Annotated in this window: 24 protein-coding genes; 21 read left to right on the top strand and 3 right to left on the bottom strand. The window is 55.3% G+C overall.

The window, feature by feature from the left end:
- Positions 1-10 precede the first annotated feature (10 nt).
- The 7 genes from PUZ33_RS14860 to flgL all read left to right on the top strand — a co-directional run bounded on the left by PUZ33_RS14860 (position 11) and on the right by flgL (position 7,060).
- Positions 11-766, top strand: a complete 756-nt coding sequence (locus tag PUZ33_RS14860) for a flagellar basal body rod protein FlgF (RefSeq protein ID WP_013097135.1) — start codon at positions 11-13, stop codon at positions 764-766.
- A gap of 11 nt (positions 767-777) precedes the next feature.
- Complete coding sequence (gene flgG / locus PUZ33_RS14855; RefSeq protein ID WP_274205343.1) at positions 778-1,560, top strand: flagellar basal-body rod protein FlgG; 783 nt, start codon at positions 778-780, stop codon at positions 1,558-1,560.
- A gap of 57 nt (positions 1,561-1,617) precedes the next feature.
- On the top strand, positions 1,618-2,316 hold the full coding sequence (flgH, locus tag PUZ33_RS14850) for a flagellar basal body L-ring protein FlgH (RefSeq protein WP_003857987.1): 699 nt from the start codon (positions 1,618-1,620) through the stop codon (positions 2,314-2,316).
- 12 nt (positions 2,317-2,328) lie between these two features.
- A complete protein-coding gene (locus tag PUZ33_RS14845) occupies positions 2,329-3,426 on the top strand; it encodes a flagellar basal body P-ring protein FlgI (protein ID WP_013097134.1) in 1,098 nt (365 codons plus the stop codon).
- Positions 3,426-4,379: a flagellar assembly peptidoglycan hydrolase FlgJ gene (gene flgJ / locus PUZ33_RS14840; protein WP_020689612.1), complete on the top strand. Its 954-nt coding sequence runs from the start codon at positions 3,426-3,428 to the stop codon at positions 4,377-4,379. Before PUZ33_RS14845 ends, flgJ begins: the two co-directional genes overlap by 1 nt.
- A 75-nt stretch (positions 4,380-4,454) precedes the next feature.
- Positions 4,455-6,092: a flagellar hook-associated protein FlgK gene (flgK, locus tag PUZ33_RS14835; RefSeq protein ID WP_047024052.1), complete on the top strand. Its 1,638-nt coding sequence runs from the start codon at positions 4,455-4,457 to the stop codon at positions 6,090-6,092.
- 14 nt (positions 6,093-6,106) lie between these two features.
- The gene (flgL, locus tag PUZ33_RS14830) at positions 6,107-7,060 is read left to right on the top strand and encodes a flagellar hook-associated protein FlgL (protein WP_045295782.1); all 954 of its coding nucleotides are present in this window, start codon (positions 6,107-6,109) and stop codon (positions 7,058-7,060) included.
- A 76-nt stretch (positions 7,061-7,136) separates the two neighbouring features.
- Here flgL and PUZ33_RS14825 read toward each other — a convergent pair whose 3' ends face one another.
- Positions 7,137-8,351, bottom strand: coding sequence for an MFS transporter (locus PUZ33_RS14825; protein ID WP_013097130.1), 1,215 nt, complete (start codon positions 8,349-8,351; stop codon positions 7,137-7,139).
- A 109-nt stretch (positions 8,352-8,460) separates the two neighbouring features.
- Between PUZ33_RS14825 and PUZ33_RS14820 the strand changes: the two genes are divergently transcribed.
- Positions 8,461-9,399, top strand: coding sequence for a LysR family transcriptional regulator (locus tag PUZ33_RS14820; protein ID WP_058651580.1), 939 nt, complete (start codon positions 8,461-8,463; stop codon positions 9,397-9,399).
- Between the two features lie 40 nt (positions 9,400-9,439).
- Here PUZ33_RS14820 and rne read toward each other — a convergent pair whose 3' ends face one another.
- Positions 9,440-12,538 (bottom strand): ribonuclease E, encoded by a 3,099-nt coding sequence (gene rne / locus PUZ33_RS14815; protein ID WP_058680538.1) that lies wholly within the window; start codon positions 12,536-12,538, stop codon positions 9,440-9,442.
- 571 nt (positions 12,539-13,109) lie between these two features.
- Between rne and rluC the strand changes: the two genes are divergently transcribed.
- Positions 13,110-14,057: a 23S rRNA pseudouridine(955/2504/2580) synthase RluC gene (gene rluC / locus PUZ33_RS14810; RefSeq protein ID WP_028028073.1), complete on the top strand. Its 948-nt coding sequence runs from the start codon at positions 13,110-13,112 to the stop codon at positions 14,055-14,057.
- A gap of 94 nt (positions 14,058-14,151) precedes the next feature.
- Here the strand turns inward: rluC and PUZ33_RS14805 are convergent, their stop codons facing one another.
- Positions 14,152-14,736, bottom strand: coding sequence for a Maf family protein (locus tag PUZ33_RS14805; protein WP_058680537.1), 585 nt, complete (start codon positions 14,734-14,736; stop codon positions 14,152-14,154).
- Between the two features lie 140 nt (positions 14,737-14,876).
- Between PUZ33_RS14805 and yceD the strand changes: the two genes are divergently transcribed.
- The 12 genes from yceD to holB all read left to right on the top strand — a co-directional run bounded on the left by yceD (position 14,877) and on the right by holB (position 24,667).
- Positions 14,877-15,398 carry a 23S rRNA accumulation protein YceD gene (gene yceD / locus PUZ33_RS14800; RefSeq protein WP_013097124.1) on the top strand — a complete coding sequence of 174 codons (522 nt, stop codon included), beginning with the start codon at positions 14,877-14,879 and terminating at the stop codon, positions 15,396-15,398.
- A gap of 16 nt (positions 15,399-15,414) precedes the next feature.
- The gene (gene rpmF / locus PUZ33_RS14795) at positions 15,415-15,588 is read left to right on the top strand and encodes a 50S ribosomal protein L32 (RefSeq protein ID WP_003857964.1); all 174 of its coding nucleotides are present in this window, start codon (positions 15,415-15,417) and stop codon (positions 15,586-15,588) included.
- Between the two features lie 80 nt (positions 15,589-15,668).
- A complete protein-coding gene (gene plsX / locus PUZ33_RS14790; RefSeq protein WP_062676699.1) occupies positions 15,669-16,703 on the top strand; it encodes a phosphate acyltransferase PlsX in 1,035 nt (344 codons plus the stop codon).
- Positions 16,704-16,709: 6 nt separating this feature from the next.
- Entirely contained in the window at positions 16,710-17,663 is a 954-nt protein-coding gene (locus PUZ33_RS14785; protein ID WP_013097122.1) for a beta-ketoacyl-ACP synthase III, read from the top strand.
- A 15-nt stretch (positions 17,664-17,678) separates the two neighbouring features.
- Entirely contained in the window at positions 17,679-18,608 is a 930-nt protein-coding gene (fabD, locus tag PUZ33_RS14780; RefSeq protein ID WP_058680536.1) for an ACP S-malonyltransferase, read from the top strand.
- 12 nt (positions 18,609-18,620) lie between these two features.
- Positions 18,621-19,355: a 3-oxoacyl-ACP reductase FabG gene (fabG, locus tag PUZ33_RS14775; protein WP_013097120.1), complete on the top strand. Its 735-nt coding sequence runs from the start codon at positions 18,621-18,623 to the stop codon at positions 19,353-19,355.
- Between the two features lie 154 nt (positions 19,356-19,509).
- Positions 19,510-19,746 carry an acyl carrier protein gene (gene acpP, locus PUZ33_RS14770; protein WP_003857954.1) on the top strand — a complete coding sequence of 79 codons (237 nt, stop codon included), beginning with the start codon at positions 19,510-19,512 and terminating at the stop codon, positions 19,744-19,746.
- 91 nt (positions 19,747-19,837) lie between these two features.
- Positions 19,838-21,079 carry a beta-ketoacyl-ACP synthase II gene (fabF, locus tag PUZ33_RS14765; RefSeq protein WP_028028098.1) on the top strand — a complete coding sequence of 414 codons (1,242 nt, stop codon included), beginning with the start codon at positions 19,838-19,840 and terminating at the stop codon, positions 21,077-21,079.
- 121 nt (positions 21,080-21,200) lie between these two features.
- A complete protein-coding gene (gene pabC / locus PUZ33_RS14760; RefSeq protein ID WP_058680535.1) occupies positions 21,201-22,010 on the top strand; it encodes an aminodeoxychorismate lyase in 810 nt (269 codons plus the stop codon).
- A gap of 2 nt (positions 22,011-22,012) precedes the next feature.
- Positions 22,013-23,035, top strand: a complete 1,023-nt coding sequence (gene yceG / locus PUZ33_RS14755; RefSeq protein ID WP_058680534.1) for a cell division protein YceG — start codon at positions 22,013-22,015, stop codon at positions 23,033-23,035.
- A complete protein-coding gene (tmk, locus tag PUZ33_RS14750; protein WP_058680533.1) occupies positions 23,025-23,666 on the top strand; it encodes a dTMP kinase in 642 nt (213 codons plus the stop codon). The genes yceG and tmk overlap by 11 nt, the downstream gene beginning before the upstream one ends.
- Complete coding sequence (holB, locus tag PUZ33_RS14745; protein WP_023621897.1) at positions 23,663-24,667, top strand: DNA polymerase III subunit delta'; 1,005 nt, start codon at positions 23,663-23,665, stop codon at positions 24,665-24,667. Before tmk ends, holB begins: the two co-directional genes overlap by 4 nt.
- Positions 24,668-24,675: the final 8 nt, after the last annotated feature.

The raw sequence follows: 24,675 nt of genomic DNA, 5'->3' as shown, positions 1-24,675 counted from the left end.
GGAAAGCGCAATGGATCACGCAATATATACCGCGATGGGCGCGGCAAGTCAGACGCTCAATCAGCAGGCCGTTACCGCCAGCAACCTGGCGAACGCCTCTACGCCGGGGTTCCGCGCACAGCTCAATGCGCTGCGTGCGGTGCCGGTAGAAGGGTTGTCCCTGCCGACGCGTACGCTGGTGACCGCCTCCACGCCGGGTGCAGACATGACGCCAGGGCAGATGGATTACACCGCCCGTCCGCTGGATGTTGCTCTGCAGCAGGACGGCTGGCTGGCCGTGCAAACGGCAGACGGCGGCGAAGGCTATACCCGCAACGGTAATATCCAGGTCAGTGCCACAGGCCAGTTGACGATTCAGGGGCACCCGGTAATGGGTGAAGCGGGTCCGTTGACGGTGCCGGAAGGCTCAGAGCTGACCATCGCCGCAGACGGTACCATCTCTGCATTGAACCCGGGCGACCCGGCCAATACCGTTGCGCCCGTCGGGCGTCTGAAGCTGGTCAAAGCGGATGGCAAAGAGGTGCAGCGTGGTGATGATGGTATGTTCCGTCTGACCCAGGCGGCTCAGGCCACCCGTGGCGCCACGCTTCAGGCCGACCCGACCATTCGCGTGATGTCCGGTGTTCTGGAAGGCAGCAACGTCAAGCCGGTCGAAGCCATGACCGACATGATCGCCAGCGCCCGTCGTTTTGAAATGCAGATGAAGATTATCAGCAGCGTTGATGAAAACGCGGGCAAAGCTAACCAACTTCTGGCTATGAGTTAACAGGACTCCCTATGATCAGTTCTTTATGGATCGCGAAAACTGGCCTGGACGCGCAGCAAACCAATATGGATGTGATTGCCAACAACCTGGCAAACGTCAGCACCAATGGTTTCAAGCGTCAGCGTGCCGTTTTCGAAGATTTGCTTTACCAAACCATTCGTCAGCCGGGTGCACAGTCCTCTGAGCAAACCACGCTGCCGTCAGGTTTGCAGATCGGTACCGGTGTTCGTCCGGTCGCCACCGAGCGTCTGCACAGCCAGGGCAACCTGTCTCAGACCAACAACAGCAAAGACGTCGCCATTAAAGGCCAGGGTTTCTTCCAGGTGCAGTTGCCTGACGGGACCTCTGCCTATACCCGTGACGGCTCGTTCCAGGTCGATCAGAACGGCCAGCTGGTCACGGCCGGTGGTTTCCAGGTTCAGCCTGCTATCACGATCCCGGCGAATGCCCTGAGCATCACCATCGGGCGTGACGGCGTGGTGAGCGTCACCCAGCAGGGACAGGCCGCGCCTGTTCAGGTGGGGCAGCTCAACCTGACCACCTTCATGAACGATACCGGTCTGGAAAGCATTGGCGAGAACCTCTACACCGAAACGCAATCCTCCGGTACGCCGAATGAGAGCACCCAGGGCCTGAACGGGGCAGGGCTGCTGTATCAGGGGTATGTGGAAACCTCGAACGTGAACGTGGCGGAAGAGCTGGTGAATATGATCCAGGTCCAGCGCGCGTATGAAATTAACAGTAAAGCAGTGTCGACGACCGACCAGATGCTGCAGAAACTGACGCAACTCTAAGGTGCAGCCCGGTGCGGTGAACGCCGCACCGGCTCCCTGTTTTCGAAGATGAAGGCAATGCAAAAAAACGCGGCGTTTCGTTATCCGATTCTGACTGTTCTGGCCGTCACCCTTAGCGGATGTGCCTGGATCCCGTCTAAACCATTGGTCCAGGGTGCGACGACCGCCCAACCCGTTCCTGGCCCTGCGCCAGTGGTGAACGGCTCCATTTTCCAGACCGCGCAGCCGATCAACTATGGTTATCAGCCGCTGTTTGAAGACCGTCGCCCGCGTAACGTCGGCGATACCCTGACCATTGTGCTGCAGGAGAACGTCAGCGCGAGCAAGAGCTCGTCGGCGAATGCCAGCCGCGATGGCAAAACCAATTTTGGCTTCGATACCGTACCGCGCTATCTGCAGGGACTCTTCGGCAATGCACGTGCGGATGTTGAGGCGTCTGGCGGCAATACCTTTAACGGTAAAGGTGGCGCGAACGCCAGCAATACCTTCAGCGGCACGCTGACGGTAACGGTTGACCAGGTGCTGGTTAACGGCAATTTACATGTGGTGGGTGAAAAACAGATCGCCATTAACCAGGGCACTGAATTCATTCGCTTCTCCGGTGTGGTTAACCCTCGCACCATCAGCGGCACCAACACCGTTCCGTCCACCCAGGTGGCGGATGCGCGCATTGAGTACGTCGGTAACGGCTATATCAACGAAGCGCAAAATATGGGCTGGCTGCAGCGCTTCTTCCTTAATTTATCGCCGATGTAAGCGAGGTGACCCATGTTTAAATCGATCTTCGCCGTGGCGCTGATGCTGGTGGCAACATTTGCCCAGGCTGACCGCATTCGCGATCTCACCAGCGTTCAGGGCGTGCGTGAAAACTCCCTCATTGGCTATGGTCTGGTGGTTGGCCTGGATGGCACGGGTGACCAGACCACCCAGACGCCATTCACCACCCAGAGCTTGAACAACATGCTGTCCCAGCTCGGTATCACCGTACCGGCGGGCACCAACATGCAGTTGAAAAACGTGGCGGCGGTCATGGTAACCGCTTCCTACCCGGCATTTGCGCGTCAGGGGCAGACCATCGATGTGGTGGTTTCCTCCATGGGTAACGCCAAAAGCCTGCGCGGCGGTACGCTGCTGATGACTCCGCTGAAAGGGGTGGATAGCCAGGTTTATGCCCTGGCGCAGGGTAACATTCTGGTGGGCGGCGCGGGGGCCTCTGCAGGCGGCAGCAGCGTGCAGGTCAACCAGCTGAACGGCGGGCGTATCACTAACGGTGCAATCATTGAGCGTGAACTGCCGACCCAGTTCGGCGCGGGGAATACCATCAACCTGCAGCTGAACAACGAAGATTTCACCATGGCGCAGCAGATCGCCGACACCATCAACCGCAGCCGCGGCTATGGCAGTGCGACGGCGCTGGACGCCCGTACCGTGCAGATCCGCACCTCAACGGGCGGCAGCAACCAGGTGCGCATGCTGGCCGATATCCAGAACATGGAGGTGAATGTCCCTGTTCAGGATGCCAAAGTGATCATCAACTCCCGTACCGGTTCGGTGGTGATGAACCGTGAAGTGTCGCTGGACAGCTGCGCCGTGGCGCAGGGTAACCTCTCGGTAACGGTCAACCGCTCCGCCAACGTCAGCCAGCCGGATACCCCGTTTGGTGGTGGGCAGACGGTGGTAACGCCGCAAACCCAGATCGATTTGCGTCAGAGCGGGGGCTCGCTGCAGAGCGTACGCTCCAGTGCCAACCTCAACAGCGTGGTGCGCGCCCTGAATGCCCTGGGGGCAACGCCGATGGATCTGATGTCTATTCTGCAATCCATGCAAAGTGCGGGCTGTCTGCGCGCCAAACTGGAAATCATCTGATGCTGACCGATAGCAAACTGTTGACCAGCGCGGCCTGGGATGCCCAGTCGCTTAACGAACTGAAAACCCAGGCAGGCAAAGACCCGGCGGCGAATATCCGCCCGGTCGCCCGCCAGGTGGAGGGGATGTTTGTACAGATGATGCTGAAGAGCATGCGTGAAACTCTGCCTAAAGACGGCATGTTCAGCAGTGATTCAACGCGCCTGTATACCAGCATGTATGACCAACAGATTGCACAGCAGATGACCGCCGGTAAAGGGCTCGGTCTGGCTGACATGATAGTCAAACAGACCGAAGCCGCGCAGGGGATCCAGCCGAAGGATGAGCCGCAGCAGGTGCCGATGAAGTTCGACCTGCAAACGGTGACCAGCTATCAGAACCAGGCGCTGACGCAAATGGTGCGTAAAGCGATACCGAAGGCGACGGTGAGCAGCGATGAGCCGCTCTCCGGCGACAGCAAAGACTTCCTGGCACAGCTTTCGCTGCCGGCCCGTCTTGCCAGTGAACAGAGTGGGGTACCACATCACCTGATTCTGGCGCAGGCCGCGCTGGAATCGGGCTGGGGTCAGCGCCAGATCCGTAAGGAAAACGGCGAGCCGAGCTTCAACATCTTTGGCGTGAAGGCGAATGCCAGCTGGAAGGGGCCGACAACGGAGATCACCACCACCGAATATGAAAACGGTGCGGCGGTGAAGATCAAAGCAAAATTCCGCGTTTACAGCTCTTATCTGGAAGCGTTGTCCGATTATGTGGGCCTGTTGAGCCGCAACCCGCGTTATGCCGCCGTTACGCAGGCGGCTACGCCTGAGCAGGGTGCGCAGGCCCTGCAAAATGCGGGCTATGCCACCGACCCGAACTATGCGCGTAAGCTCACCAGCATGATTCAGCAGCTTAAATCGATGGGCGAGAAAGTCAGCAAAGCCTATAGCACAGATATCGAAAATCTGTTCTGAAACTTCTCAAGTCCCGGTGGAGGCTGCCGATAACTTTCATCAGGACTCGTGTCTGAACGAATAAAAGGAACCTCCATGTCCAGTTTGATTAACAGCGCCATGAGTGGCCTCAGTGCTGCTCAGGCGGCACTCAATACCGTCAGTAATAACATTTCAAGCTATAACGTGGCAGGTTACACCCGCCAGACGACCGTGCTGGGTGCGTCTAACAGCACGCTGACCGGCGGTGGCTGGGTGGGTAACGGGGTGTATGTGTCTGGTGTGCAGCGTGAATATGATGCTTTCATCACCAACCAACTGCGCGCCGCGCAAACGCAGAGTAGCGGTCTGACGACGCGCTATCAGCAGATGTCAAAAATTGACGATGTGCTCTCTGATTCCACCAACTCACTTTCGACGACGCTTCAGGATTTCTTTAAAAGCCTGCAAACGCTGGTGAGCAACGCGGAAGACCCGGCCGCAAGACAGACGGTGCTGGGAAAAGCGGATGGTCTGGTCAATCAGTTTAAAACGAACGACCAGTATCTTCGCGATCAGGATTCTCAGGTTAATACCGCCATCGCTTCAAGCGTTGAGCAGATCAACAACTACGCAAAACAGATTGCGAATCTGAACGATCAGATTTCCCGTCTTACCGGCGTAGGGGCAGGTTCATCGCCAAATGATCTGCTGGATCAGCGCGATCAGCTGGTGAGTGAGCTGAACCAAATTGTGGGTGTTGAAGTGGCTGTTCAGGACGGTGGCACCTATAACGTCTCCTTTGGCAACGGTTACAGCCTGGTGCAGGGGAGCAAAGCAAATCAGTTAGCCGCGGTGAAATCCAGCGCCGATCCGACCCGGACGACTATCGCCTACAGCGATGAGGTGTCCGGCAACGTCGAAATTCCCGAGAAAATGGTCACCACCGGTTCGCTGGGGGGCTTGTTTACGTTCCGCTCAGAAGATCTGGATAAAGCGCGTAACAACCTCAATCAGCTGGCACTGGCCTTTGCGGACGCGATGAATAAGCAGCATGAAGCCGGGTTTGATGCCAATGGCGATGCCGGTGGCAAGCTGTTCGACTTTGGTTCGCCAGCCGTGGTAACCAACAGCCGCAATACCGGTACGGCCGCAATGACGGCCACTGTGGCAGACAGCACCAAAGTGCAGGCCACCGATTATAAGCTGCAGTTTAACGGCACCGACTGGACTATCACCCGTTCGGATAAAACCAGCTTCACCATGGCCCCGGACGCAAGTGGCAATCTCTCCTTTGATGGCCTGAATGTCAACGTGACCGGTAGCGCGAACGCCAAAGACAGTTTCATCGTCAAGCCTGTTTCTGATGTCATCGTCAATATGGAGCTCAAGTTCAAAGATGAGTCCAAACTGGCTATGGCATCCGCAAGCAACGGCGGCGAGAGCGACAACCGCAATGGCCAAAAACTGCTCGATCTGCAAAACAGTAAGGTTGTTGGCGGCAATAAGACTTTCAACGATGCCTATGCTTCCCTTGTCAGTACGGTCGGCAGCTCAACCGCCGCGCTGAAAACCAGCAGCGAAACGAAAGCGAATGTGGCGACGCAACTGACTAAGCAGCAGCAGTCCATCTCTGGGGTAAACCTCGACGAAGAGTATGGCAACCTGCAGCGCTATCAGCAGTATTACCTTGCCAATGCGCAGGTTTTACAAACTGCCAGCACGCTTTTTGATGCAATTATCAATATTCGCTAAGGCTGAGGTGAAAAATGCGTATTAGCACCCAGATGATGTACGACCAGAATATGCGGGGAATCACCGATTCCCAGAGCAAGTGGTTGAGCTACGGTGAGCAAATGTCCACCGGTAAGCGTGTTAACCGTCCGTCGGACGATCCTATTGCGGCGTCGCAGGCGGTTGTGCTGTCACAGGCTCAGGCGCAAAACAGCCAGTTTGACCTTGCTCGTACTTTTGCAACACAGAAAGTGTCACTTGAAGAGAGCGTCCTCTCCCAAGTAACAACTGCCATTCAAAGTGCTCAGGAAAAAATTGTCTATGCAGGAAACGGGACGTTAAGTGATAGCGATCGGGCATCGCTAGCGACGGACTTGCAAGGGATTCGCGATCAGCTGATGAACCTTGCGAACAGCACGGACGGCAATGGGCGATACATTTTCGCTGGTTATAAGACGGAGTCCGTCGCTTTTGACCAAACCAGCGGCGATTATATAGGCGGTGATACTCCAATTAACCAGCAGGTGGATTCTTCGCGAAATATGCAGATCAGCCATACAGGCACAGAGGTTTTTGCCACCTTTACCAGTAATGCAACGCCGGAGCCTGGTGGGGGAACGCAGGAAAAGAACCTCTTCAAGATCCTGGATAAAGCAATCGCCTCGCTAAACACACCTGTTGGTGACGATCAGGATAAAGCCGATCAGGAGAGAGCGGCCATTGATGTTGCTAACCGGGGGCTGCGTAACACTCTTGATAATGTATTAACCGTTCGGGCTGATTTGGGTACTAAGCTTAACGAGCTGGATAAACTGAACACGTTAAGTAATGACCGGGCGCTATCTCAGACCGCGCAAATGAGCGATCTTGTAGATGTGGACTGGAATGAAGCGATTTCCTCTTACACCATGCAGCAGGCTGCCTTGCAGGCGTCCTATAAAGCGTTTAGCGATATGCAGGGTATGTCGCTGTTCCAGTTGAACAAATAACATCTTTACCTCTTAGAACATGTCTTGAAACTGGGCATGTTTTGACTGCCCAATCCGTCTGGATTGGGCATTTTTTTTAGGCAATGTCTGCCTGCACGGCGCTGACGCGAGCGCTCTCAATCAGGCGAATGACCAGCGCAATGACGCCGCATACCGTCGCAAGCGCGACCACTCCGGTCCATCCCGCCAGCGTATAGATATTACTGCCCAGCGCAGAGCCCAGTGCCATGCCGATGAAGATTACCGTAAAGAGCAGGGCGTTCAGGCGTCCACGGGCCTGCGGCTCAAGGCTATACACCAGATTCTGATGCGCCACCAGGCTTGACTGCAGACCCAGATCGAACCCGACGGCGGAAAGGGCAATCAGGATGAGCTGTCCATGAAGGCCCAGCGCGGGCATCAGGAACATCAGGGCAAATGAGACGGTCACGAGAAGCGCACCGAGCTGCGTGACTTTTCCGGCACCCAGCTTATCGGCCAGACCTCCCGCCAGCGGGGCGGCTAATGCACCTGCAGCACCTGCAATACCAAATCCCCCCGCGACCGCACTTCCTAAGTGATAACGTTCCAGCAGCATCACCGCCAGTGTGGACCAGAAGGCGCTAAAGGCAATCGACAGAAAACCCTGAGCCAGCGCGGCGCGGCGCAGAGCCGGATAACGACGCCACAGGTGTTCCATAGAACGCAGCAGCGCCGGATAGCTCAGGGTGGAGTGGATGGCAAACCGCGGGAGTACGGCCCACATCACAACGCCGATAAACGCAATGCTTGCGGCAGCCAGCTGGTACATGACGCGCCAGCCAAAAGCCTCACCTACCACGCCGCTGACGGTTCGGGAGAGCAGAATACCCAGCAACAGACCGGTCATCACCGTACCGACGGTTTTCCCCTGTTTGCCTTCCGGCGCAAGGATTGCAGCGGCAGGGACGATATCCTGCGCCATGGTGGCGGCCATGCCAATAAGCAGACTTGCCAGCAGCAGGGAGTGGATTTGTCCGGTCAGGCTACAGCCAAGCAGAAATAGCGCCAGGGCTGCACTTTTTATCAGGATCAGTGTTCTGCGGTCGTGGCGGTCGCCGAGCGGCAGCAGGAACAGGATCCCCAGAGCATATCCCGCCTGGGTAAGCGTCGGGACCATGCCCATTCCTTCGATACTCAGATGCAGGTCAGCGCCCATCAGCGGCAGCAGAGGCTGAGCATAATAGATGGATGCCACACTGAAGCCCGCACCGAGCGCCAGCATTAAGATGACCCAGCGGCTTACGGCATGGGCGGCGGATGTTGTGTTCATAAGATGTTCCTCATTCATCGTGTGTGGCTATTTTTTATCAGCACGCCTTGCAGCGGTAGCGGGCCCGGTGGTAAAACGCTTATACGTTTAACGTATAGGCAAAAAGATGATGAAAAGAGTTGAGCGTATAGACAGGGTGGAGTTAATGCGGACGTTTGTTCGTATTGTTGAGGCCGGGTCCCTCTCTGCGGCGGCACGGCAGCTGGCAACCACCCAGGCCACGGTGAGCCGACGGTTGCAGTCGCTTGAGACGATGCTCGGCGTGCGCCTGATATTGCGCACTACTCACACGACGCGTCTGACGGATGACGGCGAGCGCTGCTATCAGCACGCCCGTCGGGTGATTGACAGCTGGCTGGCACTGGAAGATGAGGTAGGGCAGACAGAAGACGAACCGGTAGGCGTCCTGCGGGTACGCGCCCCGCACGCGTTTGGTCAGGATCAGCTCCTGAAACCGTTAACCGAATTTCTGCAGCGTTATCCGCAGCTTTCTATTGAGTGGATGCTCAACGACCGGTCGGCTGACTTTCTCGGCGACAACCTTGACTGTGCGATTCGGGTGGGCGTCGAGGTTGACCCGGCGACCGTGTCCGTGCTGCTGGCTGAGGTGCCGCGCTCAGTGGTGGCTTCTCCGGCATTGCTGGCCCGTTTTCCGGCGGTTAACACCCCGGAAGATTTGCAGCAGCTTCCCTGGATAGCCATCAGCTCTTTCTACCAGCGCCATGTGGAGCTTTTTCACGATGCCTCGCCAGCCACCGCGCGCGTGGCGATTACTCCCCGCCTCAGTACCGACAGTCTGTATGTCGCACGCAATACGGCTCTCACCGGGCTTGGCGTGGCGGTGGTATCAAGCTGGACAGTGCAGGAAGATATTCGGGAAGGGCGGTTGGTGCATTTACTTCCCGAGTGGCAGCCGGCGGCGTTACCGGTGCATCTGGTTTACCCCTGGTCCCGTTACTATCCGGCGCGCTTGCGGCGTTTTCTGGAGTTGATGCGGCAGATCATGCCGGAGGTCACTGGAATGAGAAAGCCGCTACAGCAGCCATAAAAAAGCCGACCCGAAGGTCGGCTTTCACACTTAGGTTGCGTTATTCAACTGACTGCGGACGGGTTGCTGGTGCAGTAGCCTTGTGCGTAGCACTGTGACCACCGGCAGCACCTTTACCTTCGAAGTTGAACTCCGGGCGAACCCAGTCGCTGTGACGCGGTGCTTCAGGCACATACTCAGGCGCAGGGGCGCGAGTCATCGGTGCTGTGGCAACGTGCGCAGGCGCGACGGCAACCTTCACCGGCTCGGGTTTCACTTCCGGCGCTTTCGCTTCTTCAACAACAGGTTCAACCTGAATCTCAACGTCCTGCACAACCTCTTCGGTCGTGGTTTCAACGATGGTTTCAGCGGTTTCTTCCACTGCGGCTACAGGTTCAGCCTCTTCAGCGACTTCTTCAGCCACCACGGCATCTTCTTCGGCAATAAGCTGCGGCGCGGCATCAACCGGGGCAGCAATCACTTCTGGATGGGTGGTTTCGACGTCCACAGCGTGAGGTGCTTCAGTTTCAACAACCTGTGGTTCAACCACGGTTGCCGCTTCCGTTACAACCTCTTCTGCCGCTGCTGCTGGTGCAATCACCTCTTCGGTCACAGCCTGTTCTTCAACAGCCTGTTCCGGGCGAGCAACAGGGTAGCGGATCCAGACTTTACCGGATGCCATTTCAGGTGACGCGCACGCCACGGTCATTGGCATTGGGGACTGCGTTGGGTAACGCTCGTCACGGTAGCGACGACGACGCTGACCGCTCACGCGCAGATGACGCGGAGAACGGCGCGAGCGACGCGGCATACCCGCGTTGTCACGGTTTTCACCGTTTTCATCCTGCTCTACCTGATTTTCCACGACGGCCGGGAGGTCAACTTTCGCAACCTGCGTACCCGTTGTAGTTTCTGTCACTTCGGCTGCGACAGCTGCGGTTTCTTCTGCCTGAGCAGCACCGACGCGCACTTTCTGAGTCAGCTGGCGCTGCTTACGACGTGGCATAACCTGAGTACGTTCTTCCTGCTCGGTCTCCTGCTGCTCAGCAGGTTCTTCGCGATTCAGGTTTTTAACGTCCTGCTGCGCCTGGCGTTTTTCGTCGTTACGGCGACGGTTACGCTCACGGCGAGGCTGCTGCTCGTCGCGCTGTTTGCTCTTCTCGGACTCATCGCCCGCCTGCTGGCGAATTTCACGATCTTCAACGTTCTGCTGTTGTTTCTCGCGACGGTTGCGACGGTTGTCTTCGCGTTGCTCACGGCCTTCATTGTTGTCTGAACGGTTGTCACGACGCTCGTTACGGTCGCTGCGGTCATTACGATCGCGGCGATTGTGCTGACGCTTACGACGGTCCTGCTGACGCTCAGGTTTAGCCGCTTTAGGTTCTTCTTTCGGCTGCTCTGGCTGAACTTCTTCACCTGCGAACATTTTCTTCAGCGCGCCAAAGAAACGGCTCAGCAGACCCGGTTGTACTGGCTCGGCTTTTGCCGCCACTGCCGGTTTTTGTGCCGCAGGTTTAGCCGCTGGTTTTTCCAGGGCACTTTCTGGCGGAGCTTCCGGCATGATGAAGGTCGCTAACGCAGGTTGCTCTGGCAGTTTACGCTCGGCTGGCTCTTCATCGGACGGCAGCGCCATCTCTTCTTCATGCAGCTTCGGCAGCAGGTAGCTGAGCGTGCTGGTCTCTTCGCCTTTACGGACACGCAGCACGTGATAGTGCGGCGTTTCCATCTGGTCGTTTGGCACGATGATGCAGCGAACACCGCCCTGGCGCGCTTCAATGGCACTCACCGCGGCACGTTTTTCGTTCAGCAGGTAGGAGGCAATTGGCACCGGAACAATGGCGTGAACCTCTTTAGTGTTCTCTTTCAGCGCTTCTTCTTCAATCAGACGCAGAATAGAGAGAGACAGAGATTCGTTATCACGAACGGTCCCGGTACCGGAGCAGCGCGGGCAAACGTGATGGCTGGATTCGCCCAGAGACGGGCTCAGGCGCTGGCGGGACATCTCCAGCAGGCCGAAGCGCGAAATATGGCTAATCTGGATACGCGCACGATCCTGGCGCACCGCTTCGCGCAGACGGTTTTCAACCGCACGCTGGTGACGAACAGGGGTCATGTCGATAAAGTCGATAACAATCAGACCACCCAGGTCGCGCAGGCGGAGCTGGCGGGCGATTTCATCAGCGGCTTCAAGGTTGGTGTTGAAGGCGGTCTCTTCGATATCGCCGCCGCGCGTCGCACGTGCGGAGTTGATGTCGATAGCGGTCAGCGCTTCTGTGGTATCGATAACGATAGAACCGCCGGATGGCAGACGCACTTCACGCTGGAAGGCGGACTCAATCTGGGATTCAATCTGATAGTGGCTGAACAGCGGGATTTCGCCGGTGTACAGTTTGATTTTGCTGGTGAAGTCCGGACGACCCAGTGCGGCGATGTGCTGGCGAGCCAGCTCAAGCACCTTCGGGTTGTCGATGAGAATTTCACCGATATCCTGACGCAGATAGTCGCGGAAGGCACGTACAATAACGTTACTTTCCTGGTGGATCAGGAACGGAGCAGGGCGGCTTTCTGCTGCTTTCTGGATAGCTTCCCAGTGCTTCAGACGGAAGCTTAAGTCCCACTGCAGCGCTTCGGCAGATTTGCCCACACCGGCGGTACGCACGATAAGACCCATGCCATCCGGCAGTTCAAGACTGGCCAGCGCTTCTTTCAGTTCGGTACGGTCATCGCCTTCGATACGGCGAGAGATACCACCCGCACGCGGGTTGTTTGGCATCAGTACCAGATAACTTCCCGCCAGGCTGATAAAGGTTGTCAGTGCGGCACCTTTGTTGCCGCGCTCTTCTTTATCAATCTGAACAATCACTTCCTGACCTTCACGCAGAACATCTTTGATATTCGGACGGCCATGAGCGTTGTAGTTAGCAGGGAAATATTCGCGGGCGATTTCTTTCAGAGGGAGGAAACCATGACGCTCAGCACCGTAATCGACAAATGCAGCCTCAAGGCTTGGTTCAATGCGGGTGATTTTACCTTTGTAAATGTTCGCTTTTTTCTGTTCGTGTCCAGGACTTTCGATATCCAGATCGTACAGGCGCTGCCCATCCACAAGGGCGACACGCAACTCTTCTTGCTGAGTTGCGTTGATTAACATTCTTTTCATCGTAACTTACTCGTTATTCTTACATTGACGACAAAGCTGCGGGCAAGGTGACGCTTTCCGGGGTATGAACCGATGGCCTCGTGTCTATTCACGTCGCCAACCTCACGGTTGTCGCTCGCTTAAGAGGCGCAGAGTGTCGGTTGCCTGTGTTTCATACGGAAACACAGCGCAATTATCAGGGGAATTGCCTGGGTAGAACTCTCCAGAGAACAATCCTTATACCGGGAAGTACTGCAACCCGCAGCCCGCTAACTGCCTGAAAGATCAATACGTCTTACGCCATTGCTGCGTGGATGATCGGTCAGACAAAATTGGTCATTCCGTCGACATCCTTACAAAACCCGGATTTAACGCGGAAAACGGCTTCATTATTCCACTGCTCGCCGGGTTATAGCAAGATGACTTTTACCAATTATCACCCGGTTACTCACAGTTTCTTCACTTCAGGATGGTGATTGGTTTAATAACCACCAAATCGATTGCGCGAAACCGGGGCAGGCCGGATAAAAGTAAATATAAGCATAGAAAAATGAGTGGCGCTAATGCCTGACGATATTTAGAATCGCCAACCATGAAAACAGAGACTCCAGCCGTAAAAATGGTTGCTATCGCCGATGATGAAGCGGGGCAACGTATCGATAACTTTTTGCGCACCCAGCTGAAAGGGGTACCAAAAAGCATGATTTACCGCATCCTGCGTAAGGGCGAGGTGCGGGTTAACAAAAAACGCGTGAAGCCTGAGTATAAGCTCGAAGCCGGTGACGAAGTGCGTATCCCGCCGGTGCGTGTTGCCGAACGTGAAGAAGAGGTCGTGTCGCCTAAGCTGCAGAAGGTGGCCGCCCTGAGTGATGTGATCTTGTATGAAGATGATCATATCCTGGTGCTGAATAAACCGTCGGGTACGGCGGTACACGGCGGCAGCGGTCTCAGCTTCGGCGTGATTGAAGGGCTGCGCGCGCTGCGCCCGGAAGCCCGTTTCCTCGAACTGGTTCACCGTCTCGATCGTGACACCTCTGGCGTGCTGCTGGTCGCCAAAAAACGTTCAGCCCTGCGCTCGTTGCACGAGCAACTGCGCGAAAAAGGGATGCAGAAAGATTATCTGGCGCTGGTGCGCGGTCAGTGGCAGTCCCACGTGAAAGTGGTGCAGGCCCCGCTGTTGAAAAATATTTTGCAAAGCGGTGAGCGAATTGTTCGCGTCAGCCAGGAAGGTAAACCGTCTGAGACGCGCTTCAAAGTAGAAGAGCGCTATGAGTTTGCCACCCTGGTGCGCTGTAGCCCGGTGACGGGCCGAACCCACCAGATTCGCGTGCATACCCAGTTTGCGGGCCATCCAATTGCCTTTGACGACCGCTATGGCGACAGGGAATTTGATAAGCAACTGGCGGGGACGGGGCTGTCGCGTCTGTTCCTGCATGCGGCAGCGCTGAAGTTTACCCATCCGAATACCGGCGAGACTATACGTATTGAAGCGCCGCTGGATGAGCAGTTGAAACGCTGCCTGAAAGTTCTGCGCGGCTAAGGTAAAAGTTAAACGGCAACGGAATTGCCGTTTTTAATGTTTGCCCCCTCTCCCTGTGGGAGAGGGCCGGGGTGAGGGCATCAGGCGGCAACGGTCACGCTGTCAGCGGATTACACGCTTCGCGTCTTAACATCTGGCACAGCGCAATCAGCGGTAAGCCCACCAGCGTGTTCGGATCACGCCCCTCCAGCTTTTCGAAGAGCGCAATCCCAAGACCTTCACTTTTAAAACTGCCGGCGCAGTTGAGAGGCCGTTCACGACGCACATAATCAGTGATTTCTTGCTCGCTCAGGTGTCGGAAGTGAACATCAAACGGTTCGCATTCGGTCTGCAGGTGGCCCACGGCGGAGTTGTAGAGCGCGAGGCCGGTATAAAAGGTAACAATATTGCCGCGCGCCTGCATAAGCTGTTTACAGGCATTCTCTTCGGTGTGTGGTTTACCGGTGATGACACCATCCAGCACGCAAACCTGATCGGAGCCTATAATCAAATGCGAAGGGTATTGTGCGGCAAGCGATTGTGCTTTCTCTTTCGCCAGACGCGTTACTAGATGACGCGGCGACTCGCCAGGTTGTGGCGTCTCATCAACGTCCGGCGCGGCACACATAAACGGGATCCCGAGCTTTTCCAGCAACATTCGGCGGTAGGGAGAAGTGGAAGCGAGAACGAGATTTGGCATATTTTTATCACCAGATATAGCGTATCGATGCCAGCCATTTTAAACTACAGGCCGCAATGTGTGCGAATAATTGGCAAAAGGCAGCCCTGGTTTCCTTTTTCTTTGACTATATGACGTTACAAAGTTAATATGCGCGCCCTATGCAAAAGGTAAAATTACCCCTGACTCTTGATCCGGTTCGTACGGCTCAAAAACGCCTCGATTACGAAGGTATCTATACTTCCGATCAGGCTGAGCGTATTGCCGAATCCGTAGTCAGTGTGGACAGTGATGTGGAATGCTCCATGTCGTTCGCTATCGATAACCAGCGCCTTGCCGTTTTAACCGGTGATGCAAAGGTGACGGTAACGCTCGAATGTCAGCGTTGCGGGAAACCGTTCACACAGCACGTTCACACAACGTATTGTTTCAGTCCGGTTCGTTCTGACGAACAGGCTGAGGCACTCCCGGAAGCGTATGAGCCGATTGAGGTTAACGAATTCGGTGAAATCGATCTTCTGGCTCTGGTTGAAGATGAAATCATCCTCACCTTGCCAGTGGTTCCGGTGCATGATTCTGAACACTGTGAAGTGTCCGAGGCGGACATGGTCTTTGGGGAACTGCCTGATGAAGCGCAAAAACCAAACCCATTTGCCGTATTAGCCAGCTTAAAGCGTAAGTAATTGAGGAGTAAGGTCCATGGCCGTACAACAGAATAAACCAACCCGTTCCAAACGTGGCATGCGTCGTTCCCATGACGCGCTGACTGCAGTTACCAGCCTGTCTGTAGACAAGACTTCTGGTGAGAAACACCTGCGTCACCACATCACTGCTGACGGTTTCTACCGCGGCCGCAAGGTTATCACTAAGTAATCACGCGTTTGCGTGATTAGGCTTAGTGAGGAACTCCCCGTGCAAACGGGGAATTTACCGAACCAGGCTGCGACGATACCTTGACACGTCTAACCCTGGCGTTAGATGTCATGGGAGGAGATTTTGGGCCTTCCGTGACAGTGCCTGCAGCATTGCAGGCACTGAATTCTAATTCGCAACTCACACTTCTTTTAGTCGGCAATCCCGACACAATCACGCCATTACTTGCAAAAGCTGACTTCGAACAACGTTCACGTCTGCAGATTATTCCTGCGCAGTCAGTTATTGCCAGTGATGCCCGGCCATCGCAGGCGATTCGCAATAGCCGTGGCAGCTCTATGCGAATGGCGCTGGAGCTGGTAAAAGAAGGACGTGCGCAGGCCTGCGTCAGCGCGGGGAATACCGGCGCGCTGATGGGGCTGTCGAAATTACTGCTCAAGCCTATTGAGGGCATTGAGCGTCCGGCGCTGGTGACGGTACTCCCGCATCAGCAAAAGGGCAAAACGGTGGTGCTCGATCTGGGCGCTAACGTCGATTGTGATAGTACAATGCTGGCTCAGTTTGCCGTGATGGGGTCGGTGCTGGCAGAAGAAGTGGTCGGGATCACCAATCCCCGTGTTGCGTTACTGAACATAGGTGAAGAAGAGACCAAAGGCCTGGACAGCATTCGTGAGGCTGCCGAATTGCTTAAACAGGTTCCCTCCATCAACTATATTGGTTATCTCGAAGCCAATGAGTTGCTGACGGGGAAAACGGATGTTCTGGTGTGTGATGGCTTCACTGGAAACGTGACGTTGAAGACCATGGAAGGGGTTGTGCGAATGTTCCTTTCTCTCCTCAAATCGCAGGGAGAAGGTAAAAAAAGCGCCTGGTGGCTGATTTTATTAAAGCGTTGGTTACAAAAAAGCCTGACGCGGCGATTCAGTCACCTCAACCCCGACCAGTATAATGGCGCCTGTCTGTTAGGATTGCGCGGCATTGTGATCAAGAGTCACGGTGCCGCCAATCAGCGAGCATTTACTGTCGCCATTGAACAGGCAGTGCAGGCGGTGCAGCGACAAGTCCCTCAGCGGATTGCCGCTCGCCTGGAATCTGTATTAGCTAAAAGTGACTGAGCGTACATGTATACGAAGATTATTGGTACCGGCAGCTATCTGCCAACACAAGTGCGAACCAACGCCGATCTGGAAAAAATGGTAGATACGTCTGACGAGTGGATTGTCACGCGCACAGGTATCCGTGAACGTCGTATCGCCGCGCCAGACGAAACCGTGTCCACCATGGGTTATGAAGCCGCACAGCGTGCTATCGAGATGGCGGGCATCGATAAAGATCAGATTGGTTTGATCGTGGTTGCCACGACATCGGCCACGCATGCTTTCCCAAGCGCAGCGTGCCAGGTGCAGAATATGCTCGGTATTAAAGGCTGCCCGGCGTTTGACGTTGCCGCAGCGTGCGCGGGTTTCACCTACGCATTGAGCGTTGCCGATCAGTATGTAAAATCCGGCGCGGTGAAGTATGCGCTGGTGATCGGTGCTGACGTGCTGGCGCGTACCTGCGATCCAACCGATCGCGGAACGATCATTATTTTTGGTGATGGTGCGGGTGCCGTACTGCTGGGTCAGTCTGAAGAGCCGGGCATCATCTCCACGCATCTGCATGCTGACGGTAGCTATGGCGAACTGTTAACGCTGCCTAATGCCGACCGTGTGAATCCGGACAGCTCTATCTACCTGACCATGGCAGGTAACGAAGTGTTTAAGGTCGCGGTGACGGAACTGGCCCACATTGTTGATGAAACGCTGGAGGCGAATGGCCTTGAGCGCACCGCACTCGACTGGCTGGTGCCGCATCAGGCGAACCTGCGTATTATCAGTGCAACCGCGAAAAAGCTGGGCATGTCGATGGATAACGTTGTGGTGACGCTCGATCGCCACGGCAATACCTCTGCGGCGTCAGTACCGTGCGCCTTTGATGAAGCGGTACGTGACGGACGAATCAAACGGGGCCAGTTGGTCTTGCTTGAAGCCTTCGGTGGCGGGTTCACCTGGGGTTCCGCGCTGGTTCGTTTCTAGGATAAGGATTAAAAGATGACGCAATTTGCTTTTGTGTTTCCGGGGCAGGGCTCTCAAACCGTTGGGATGTTGTCTGAAATGGCAGCAAACTATCCGGTAATCGAAGAGACTTTCCGTGAAGCTTCCGATGCGCTGGGTTATGATTTATGGGCGCTGACCCAACAAGGTCCGGCCGAAGAGCTGAACAAAACCTGGCAGACTCAGCCAGCACTGCTTACTGCTTCCGTTGCGCTGTGGCGCGTCTGGCAGCAGAAGGGCGGTAAAGCGCCAGCCCTGCTCGCGGGCCATAGCCTGGGTGAATACTCTGCACTGGTCTGTGCCGGTGTGATCGCCTTTGCTGACGCGGTACGCCTGGTAGAACTGCGTGGTAAATTCATGCAGGAAGCGGTGCCAGAAGGCACGGGCGGCATGTCTGCTATTATCGGTCTCGACGATGCTTCCATCGCAAAAGCGTGTGAAGAATCAGCAGAAGGTCAGGTGGTTTCACCGGTTAACTTCAACTCGCCAGGCCAGGTGGTTATCGCGGGTCATAAAGAAGCGGTTGAACGTGCAGGTGCAGCCTGTAAAGCCGCGGGCGCGAAACGTGCGCTGCCGCTGCCAGTGAGTGTTCCGTCCCACTGTGCGCTGATGAAACCTGCTGCTGACAAGCTGGCGGTTGAGCTGGAAAAAATTACCTTTAACGCACCGACGATTTCCGTTGTGAACAACGTCGATGTGAAATGTGAAACCACGCCGGAGGCTATCCGTGACGCGCTGGTTCGCCAGCTCTATAGCCCGGTACAGTGGACCAAAACCGTTGAGTTTATGGCCTCTCAGGGCATTGAGCACCTGTACGAAGTCGGCCCAGGGAAAGTCCTGACTGGTTTGACAAAACGTATTGTTGACACCCTGACTGCCTCGGCGATTAACGAGCCGGAAGCCATTGAAGCGGCACTCTCGCAATAAAAGAGGAATACCATGAGTTTTGAAGGAAAAATTGCCCTGGTCACTGGCGCAAGCCGCGGTATCGGGCGTGCAATTGCTGAAACACTGGCCGCGCGCGGCGCGAAAGTGATTGGTACAGCAACCAGCGAGAATGGCGCGAAGGCCATCAGCGACTATCTGGGTGCGAACGGTAAAGGTCTGGTACTGAATGTGACCGAACCTGCATCTATCGAATCTGTTCTGGAAAATATTCGCGCAGAGTTTGGCGAAGTGGATATTCTGGTCAATAATGCCGGGATCACTCGCGATAACCTGTTGATGCGAATGAAAGACGACGAGTGGAACGATATTATCGAAACCAACCTGTCATCTGTATTCCGTCTGTCAAAAGCGGTAATGCGCGCTATGATGAAAAAGCGTCATGGTCGTATTATCACTGTCGGTTCTGTGGTTGGTACCATGGGAAATGCTGGTCAGGCTAACTACGCTGCGGCGAAAGCAGGTCTGATTGGTTTCAGTAAGTCGCTGGCGCGTGAAGTCGCGTCCCGCGGGATTACTGTAAACGTTGTTGCTCCGGGCTTTATTGAAACGGACATGACGCGTGCGCTGACTGATGAGCAGCGTGCGGGTACGCTGGCAGCTGTTCCTGCGGGCCGCTTAGGCGACCCTAAAGAAATTGCCAGCGCGGTTGCATTTTTAGCCTCTGACGAAGCGGGTTACATCACTGGTGAAACCCTCCACGTCAACGGCGGGATGTATATGGTTTAATCACGATCGAAAATATTTGCGTTATTGGGGGGATTGGCCTCAAAATAACGTAAAATCGTGGTAAGACCTGCCGGGATTTAGTTGCAAATTTTTCAACATTTTATACACTACGAAAACCATCGCGAAAGCGAGTTTTGATAGGAAATTTAAGAGTATGAGCACTATCGAAGAACGCGTTAAGAAAATTATCGGCGAACAGCTGGGCGTTAAGCAGGAAGAAGTTGTGAACTCCGCTTCCTTCGTTGAAGACCTGGGCGCAGATTCTCTTGACACCGTTGAGCTGGTAATGGCTCTGGAAGAAGAGTTTGATACTGAGATTCCGGACGAAGAAGCTGAGAAGATCACCACCGTTCAGGCTGCCATTGATTACATCAACGGCCACCAGGCGTAAGTGAACATCTCCAGGCGGTCATTCGACCGCCTGAGTTTTATCTTTTTTAGTCCCACGAATCTCTTTTTTTATCCCTCCCTGGAGGACAAACGTGTCTAAGCGTCGTGTAGTTGTGACCGGACTTGGCATGTTGTCTCCTGTCGGCAATACCGTAGAGTCCACCTGGAAAGCTCTCCTTGCCGGTCAGAGCGGCATCAGCCTAATCGACCATTTCGATACTAGCGCCTATGCAACGAAATTTGCTGGCTTAGTAAAGGATTTTAACTGTGAAGAGATCATCTCGCGCAAAGAACAGCGCAAGATGGATGCCTTCATTCAATATGGAATTGTCGCTGGCGTTCAGGCCATGCAGGATTCTGGCCTTGAAATTACGGAAGAGAACGCAACCCGTATCGGTGCTGCTATTGGCTCCGGGATTGGCGGTCTTGGTCTGATCGAGGAAAACCATTCATCTCTCATGAATGGCGGACCGCGTAAAATCAGCCCGTTCTTCGTTCCGTCCACGATTGTTAATATGGTGGCGGGTCACCTGACCATCATGTTCGGTCTGCGTGGGCCAAGCATTTCTATCGCGACCGCATGTACCTCTGGCGTGCATAACATCGGCCAGGCCGCGCGTATGATTGCGTACGGCGATGCAGATGCTATGGTGGCGGGCGGTGCTGAAAAAGCCAGTACCCCGCTTGGCGTGGGTGGCTTTGGTGCTGCGCGCGCGCTGTCTACCCGCAACGATAATCCTCAGGCGGCAAGCCGTCCTTGGGACAAAGACCGTGACGGTTTCGTGCTGGGCGATGGTGCAGGTATGCTCGTTCTGGAAGAGTACGAACATGCGAAAAAACGTGGCGCGAAAATTTATGCTGAAGTCGTTGGCTTTGGTATGAGCAGCGATGCCTATCACATGACGTCACCGCCAGAAAATGGTGCGGGCGCCGCGCTGGCCATGGAAAACGCGATTCGCGATGCGGGTATTACCCCAGCGCAAATCGGCTACGTTAACGCACACGGTACCTCTACCCCTGCGGGCGATAAAGCAGAAGCTCAGGCTGTTAAGTCTATCTTCGGTGAATCTGCCAGCCGCGTACTGGTCAGTTCCACAAAATCCATGACCGGTCACCTGTTGGGTGCGGCGGGGGCAGTAGAGTCTATTTACTCTATTCTTGCGCTGCGCGACCAGGCTGTTCCGCCAACCATCAACCTGGATAACCCGGATGAAGGTTGCGATCTGGACTTCGTTCCTCACGAAGCGCGCCAGGTGAGTGGAATGGAGTACACCCTGTGTAACTCCTTCGGCTTTGGCGGTACTAACGGTTCTCTGATCTTCAAAAAGATCTGAGTCTGCGTACCCTATGGCTGTGAAAAAAGGTCCGCTTGTCGGGCCTTTTTTATTCAGGCTAATCTTCTTGTCGGCTGCACGACATCCTGCCAGACTAAACGCCCACGCATAAGGAGCCACCATGTTTTTAATCAATGGCCTTGAGCAAGAATCTCTGCCTGCAAGCGACAGGGCGACTCAGTTTGGTGATGGCTGCTTTACCACGGCGCGCATTGCGGATGGCGACGTGTGTCTGCTGGAGGCGCATATACGTCGTCTGCAAACGGCCTGCAAAACGTTACTGATCCCCTTTACGCAATGGGACACGTTGCGCCAGGAAATGCGCCAGCTTGCGTCCGGAAAGCCCAGTGGGGTACTCAAGGTCATTATCAGCCGCGGCAGCGGTGGACGGGGTTATAGCGGTGCCAGTTGCCAACATCCCACCCGGATCCTGTCGGCTTCTGCGTATCCTGCCCAGTATACGCGCTGGCGTGAAGAGGGCGTTACCCTGACGCTCAGCCCGGTACGTCTGGGAAGAAACCCCATGCTTGCCGGGATAAAACATCTCAATCGTCTTGAGCAGGTGCTAATCCGTACTCATCTTGAGCAGACGACAGCCGATGAAGCGCTGGTTCTTGACAGCGAAGGGTTCATTACGGAATGCTGTGCGGCTAATTTATTCTGGCGGCAGGGCAACACTGTTTTCACGCCTTCGCTGGAACAGGCGGGAGTCAACGGTATCATGCGTCAGTTTTGTTTGCAGCAACTGGCACGCTCTGACTTTCACGTTGTCGAAGTTAACGCACGCGAAGAGGCGTTGCAGGCAGCAGATGAAATCGTTATTTGCAACGCGCTGATGCCGGTTATACCTGTCCGCGCTTATGGTCAAATTTGCTTGCCATCGCGCGAGCTGTTCTCTTTTTTAGCCCCGATATGTGAGCAAACCAGATAGTCATGAAGAAAATGTTGCGCTTTGTCCTCCTTCTAATCGTTGCGCTGGGTATCGCTGGCGGCGCGGGAATGTGGAAAGTTCGCCAGCTGGCGAACAGTAAGATCCTGATTAAGGACGAAACAATCTTTACCCTGAAAGCGGGAACCGGGCGACTGGCGCTCGGTGAACAGCTTTATGGCGATAAAATCATTAATCGTCCACGCGTGTTCCAGTGGTTATTGCGTGTGGAACCTGAGCTGTCTCATTTTAAAGCTGGCACCTATCGTTTCACGCCCGGGATGACCGTCAGAGAGATGCTGCAGCTTCTGGAAAGCGGCAAAGAAGCACAGTTCCCGCTGCGGTTTGTTGAAGGGATGCGCCTTAGCGATTACCTCAAACAGCTGCATGATGCGCCGTATATTAAGCACACGCTGAAAGATGACAGTTACCAGACGGTTGCCGCGGTACTTGAATTTGAACATCCCGAGTGGGTTGAAGGCTGGTTCTGGCCGGACACCTGGATGTATACAGCCGGAACAGCCGATGTGGCGATCCTGAAGCGTGCGCACAAAAAAATGGTCGCGGCGGTGGAGTCTGCGTGGGAAGGGCGCGCCGATGGCCTGCCGTATAAAGATCAAAACCAGTTTGTCACCATGGCCTCAATTATTGAGAAAGAGACCGCGGTGGCTTCAGAGCGCGACCAGGTGGCGTCGGTCTTTATCAACCGACTGCGCATTGGCATGCGTCTGCAAACTGACCCTACCGTGATTTACGGAATGGGTGAGAGCTACAGCGGCAAGATTTCACGAAAAGATCTGGAGACGCCGACGGCGTATAATACCTACGTTATTAGCGGACTGCCGCCAGGCCCGATTGCCACGCCGAGCGAAGCCTCGCTTAAGGCGGCCGCGCATCCGGCAAAAACACCGTATCTCTACTTTGTGGCTGATGGAAAAGGGGGGCATACCTTTAACACCAACCTTGCCAGCCATAATCGCTCCGTTCAGGATTATCTGAAGGCACTTAAGGAAAAAAATGCGCAGTAAATACATTGTCATTGAGGGACTCGAAGGAGCCGGTAAAACCACAGCCCGCAACGTGGTAATCGAAACGCTGAAAACGCTCGGCGTTGCGGACATGGTGTTTACCCGTGAACCCGGCGGTACGCAGCTGGCTGAAAAGCTGCGCAGCCTGGTGCTGGATATCAAATCCGTGGGCGATGAAGTTATCACTGACAAAGCCGAAGTGCTGATGTTCTATGCCGCTCGCGTGCAGCTGGTAGAGACGGTCATCAAACCGGCTCTGGCCGCTGGCAAGTGGGTCATTGGCGACCGTCACGATCTGTCGACTCAGGCGTATCAGGGCGGGGGACGCGGAATTGACCAGACAATGCTGGCAACGTTGCGTGATGCAGTATTAGGGGATTTCCGCCCCGATCTGACGCTGTATCTGGATGTAACGCCGGAAGTGGGCCTGAAGCGCGCGCGCGCGCGCGGCGAGCTGGATCGCATTGAGCAAGAGTCGCTCGACTTCTTTAATCGCACCCGCGCGCGTTATCTTGAACTCGCCAGTCAGGACAGTTCCATTCGCACCATTGATGCGACGCAGTCCCTGGAAGAGGTGACCCGTTCCATTGAGGAAAGTGTCAAACACTGGCTACAGGAGCAACAGGCATGAAATGGTATCCATGGTTGCGCCCGCACTTTGAACAGCTGATCGCCAGCTATCAGGCCGGACGGGGGCATCATGCGTTACTGATTCAGGCATTGCCAGGCATGGGTGAAGATGCATTGATCTACGCCATCACCCGTTTTCTGATGTGCCAGCAGCCAGAAGGTCACAAAAGCTGCGGTAAATGCCGCGGCTGCCAGCTGATGCAGGCGGGCACACATCCTGACTATTACACGCTGGAGCCTGAGAAGGGCAAAAGTGCGCTCGGTATCGATGCCGTGCGTGAAGTCAGTGAAAAATTATACGAGCACGCACGACTGGGTGGCGCAAAAGTCGTCTGGCTGAAAGACGCGGCGTTGCTTACCGAGGCGGCGGCAAACGCGCTGCTTAAGACGCTGGAGGAGCCACCGGAAAAAACGTGGTTCTTCCTGTCATGCCGCGATCCGGGTCGATTACTGGCGACGTTACGCAGTCGGTGTCGGCTTCATCACCTTGCGACTCCCCAGGAATCGTGGGCGCTGAGCTGGCTGGAGCGTGAGGTGACAACGTCACAGGATAGCGCGTTGTCCGCATTGCGCCTCAGCAGCGGCGCACCTGCCGCGGCGCTGGCTCTGCTGCAGGCGGACGTCTGGTCGCAACGAGAAGCGCTTTGCCGCGCCGTTGCCTCTGCGCTGGAGAGCGGTGACTGGTTGAGCGTACTGCCTGCACTTAACAGCGATCAGGCTGCCGAGCGTCTGCACTGGCTGGCTGCCTTACTTCTGGATGCCCTCAAGATCCAGCAGGGGGCCACGCTGCTGACCAATCCCGATGTCTGGCCACTGGTAAACACGCTGGCGAATCGTCTGCCAGGCGCCACGTTGCGTGCGATCCTGCACGATACTTGCCAGAGCCGCGAACAACTTTTAACGGTAACCGGTCTTAATCGCGAGCTTGTACTGACCGACCAGTTACTGCGTATCGAACATTACCTGCAACCAGGCGTTACTCCGCCTGTTTCCCATCTCTGAGAGAGACA

This window comes from Enterobacter cloacae complex sp. 2022EL-00981 (genome assembly GCF_028737495.1).
In the GTDB taxonomy this organism is placed as follows: Bacteria; Pseudomonadota; Gammaproteobacteria; order Enterobacterales; family Enterobacteriaceae; genus Enterobacter; species Enterobacter cloacae.
This window is presented reverse-complemented; position numbering and strand designations above follow the sequence as displayed.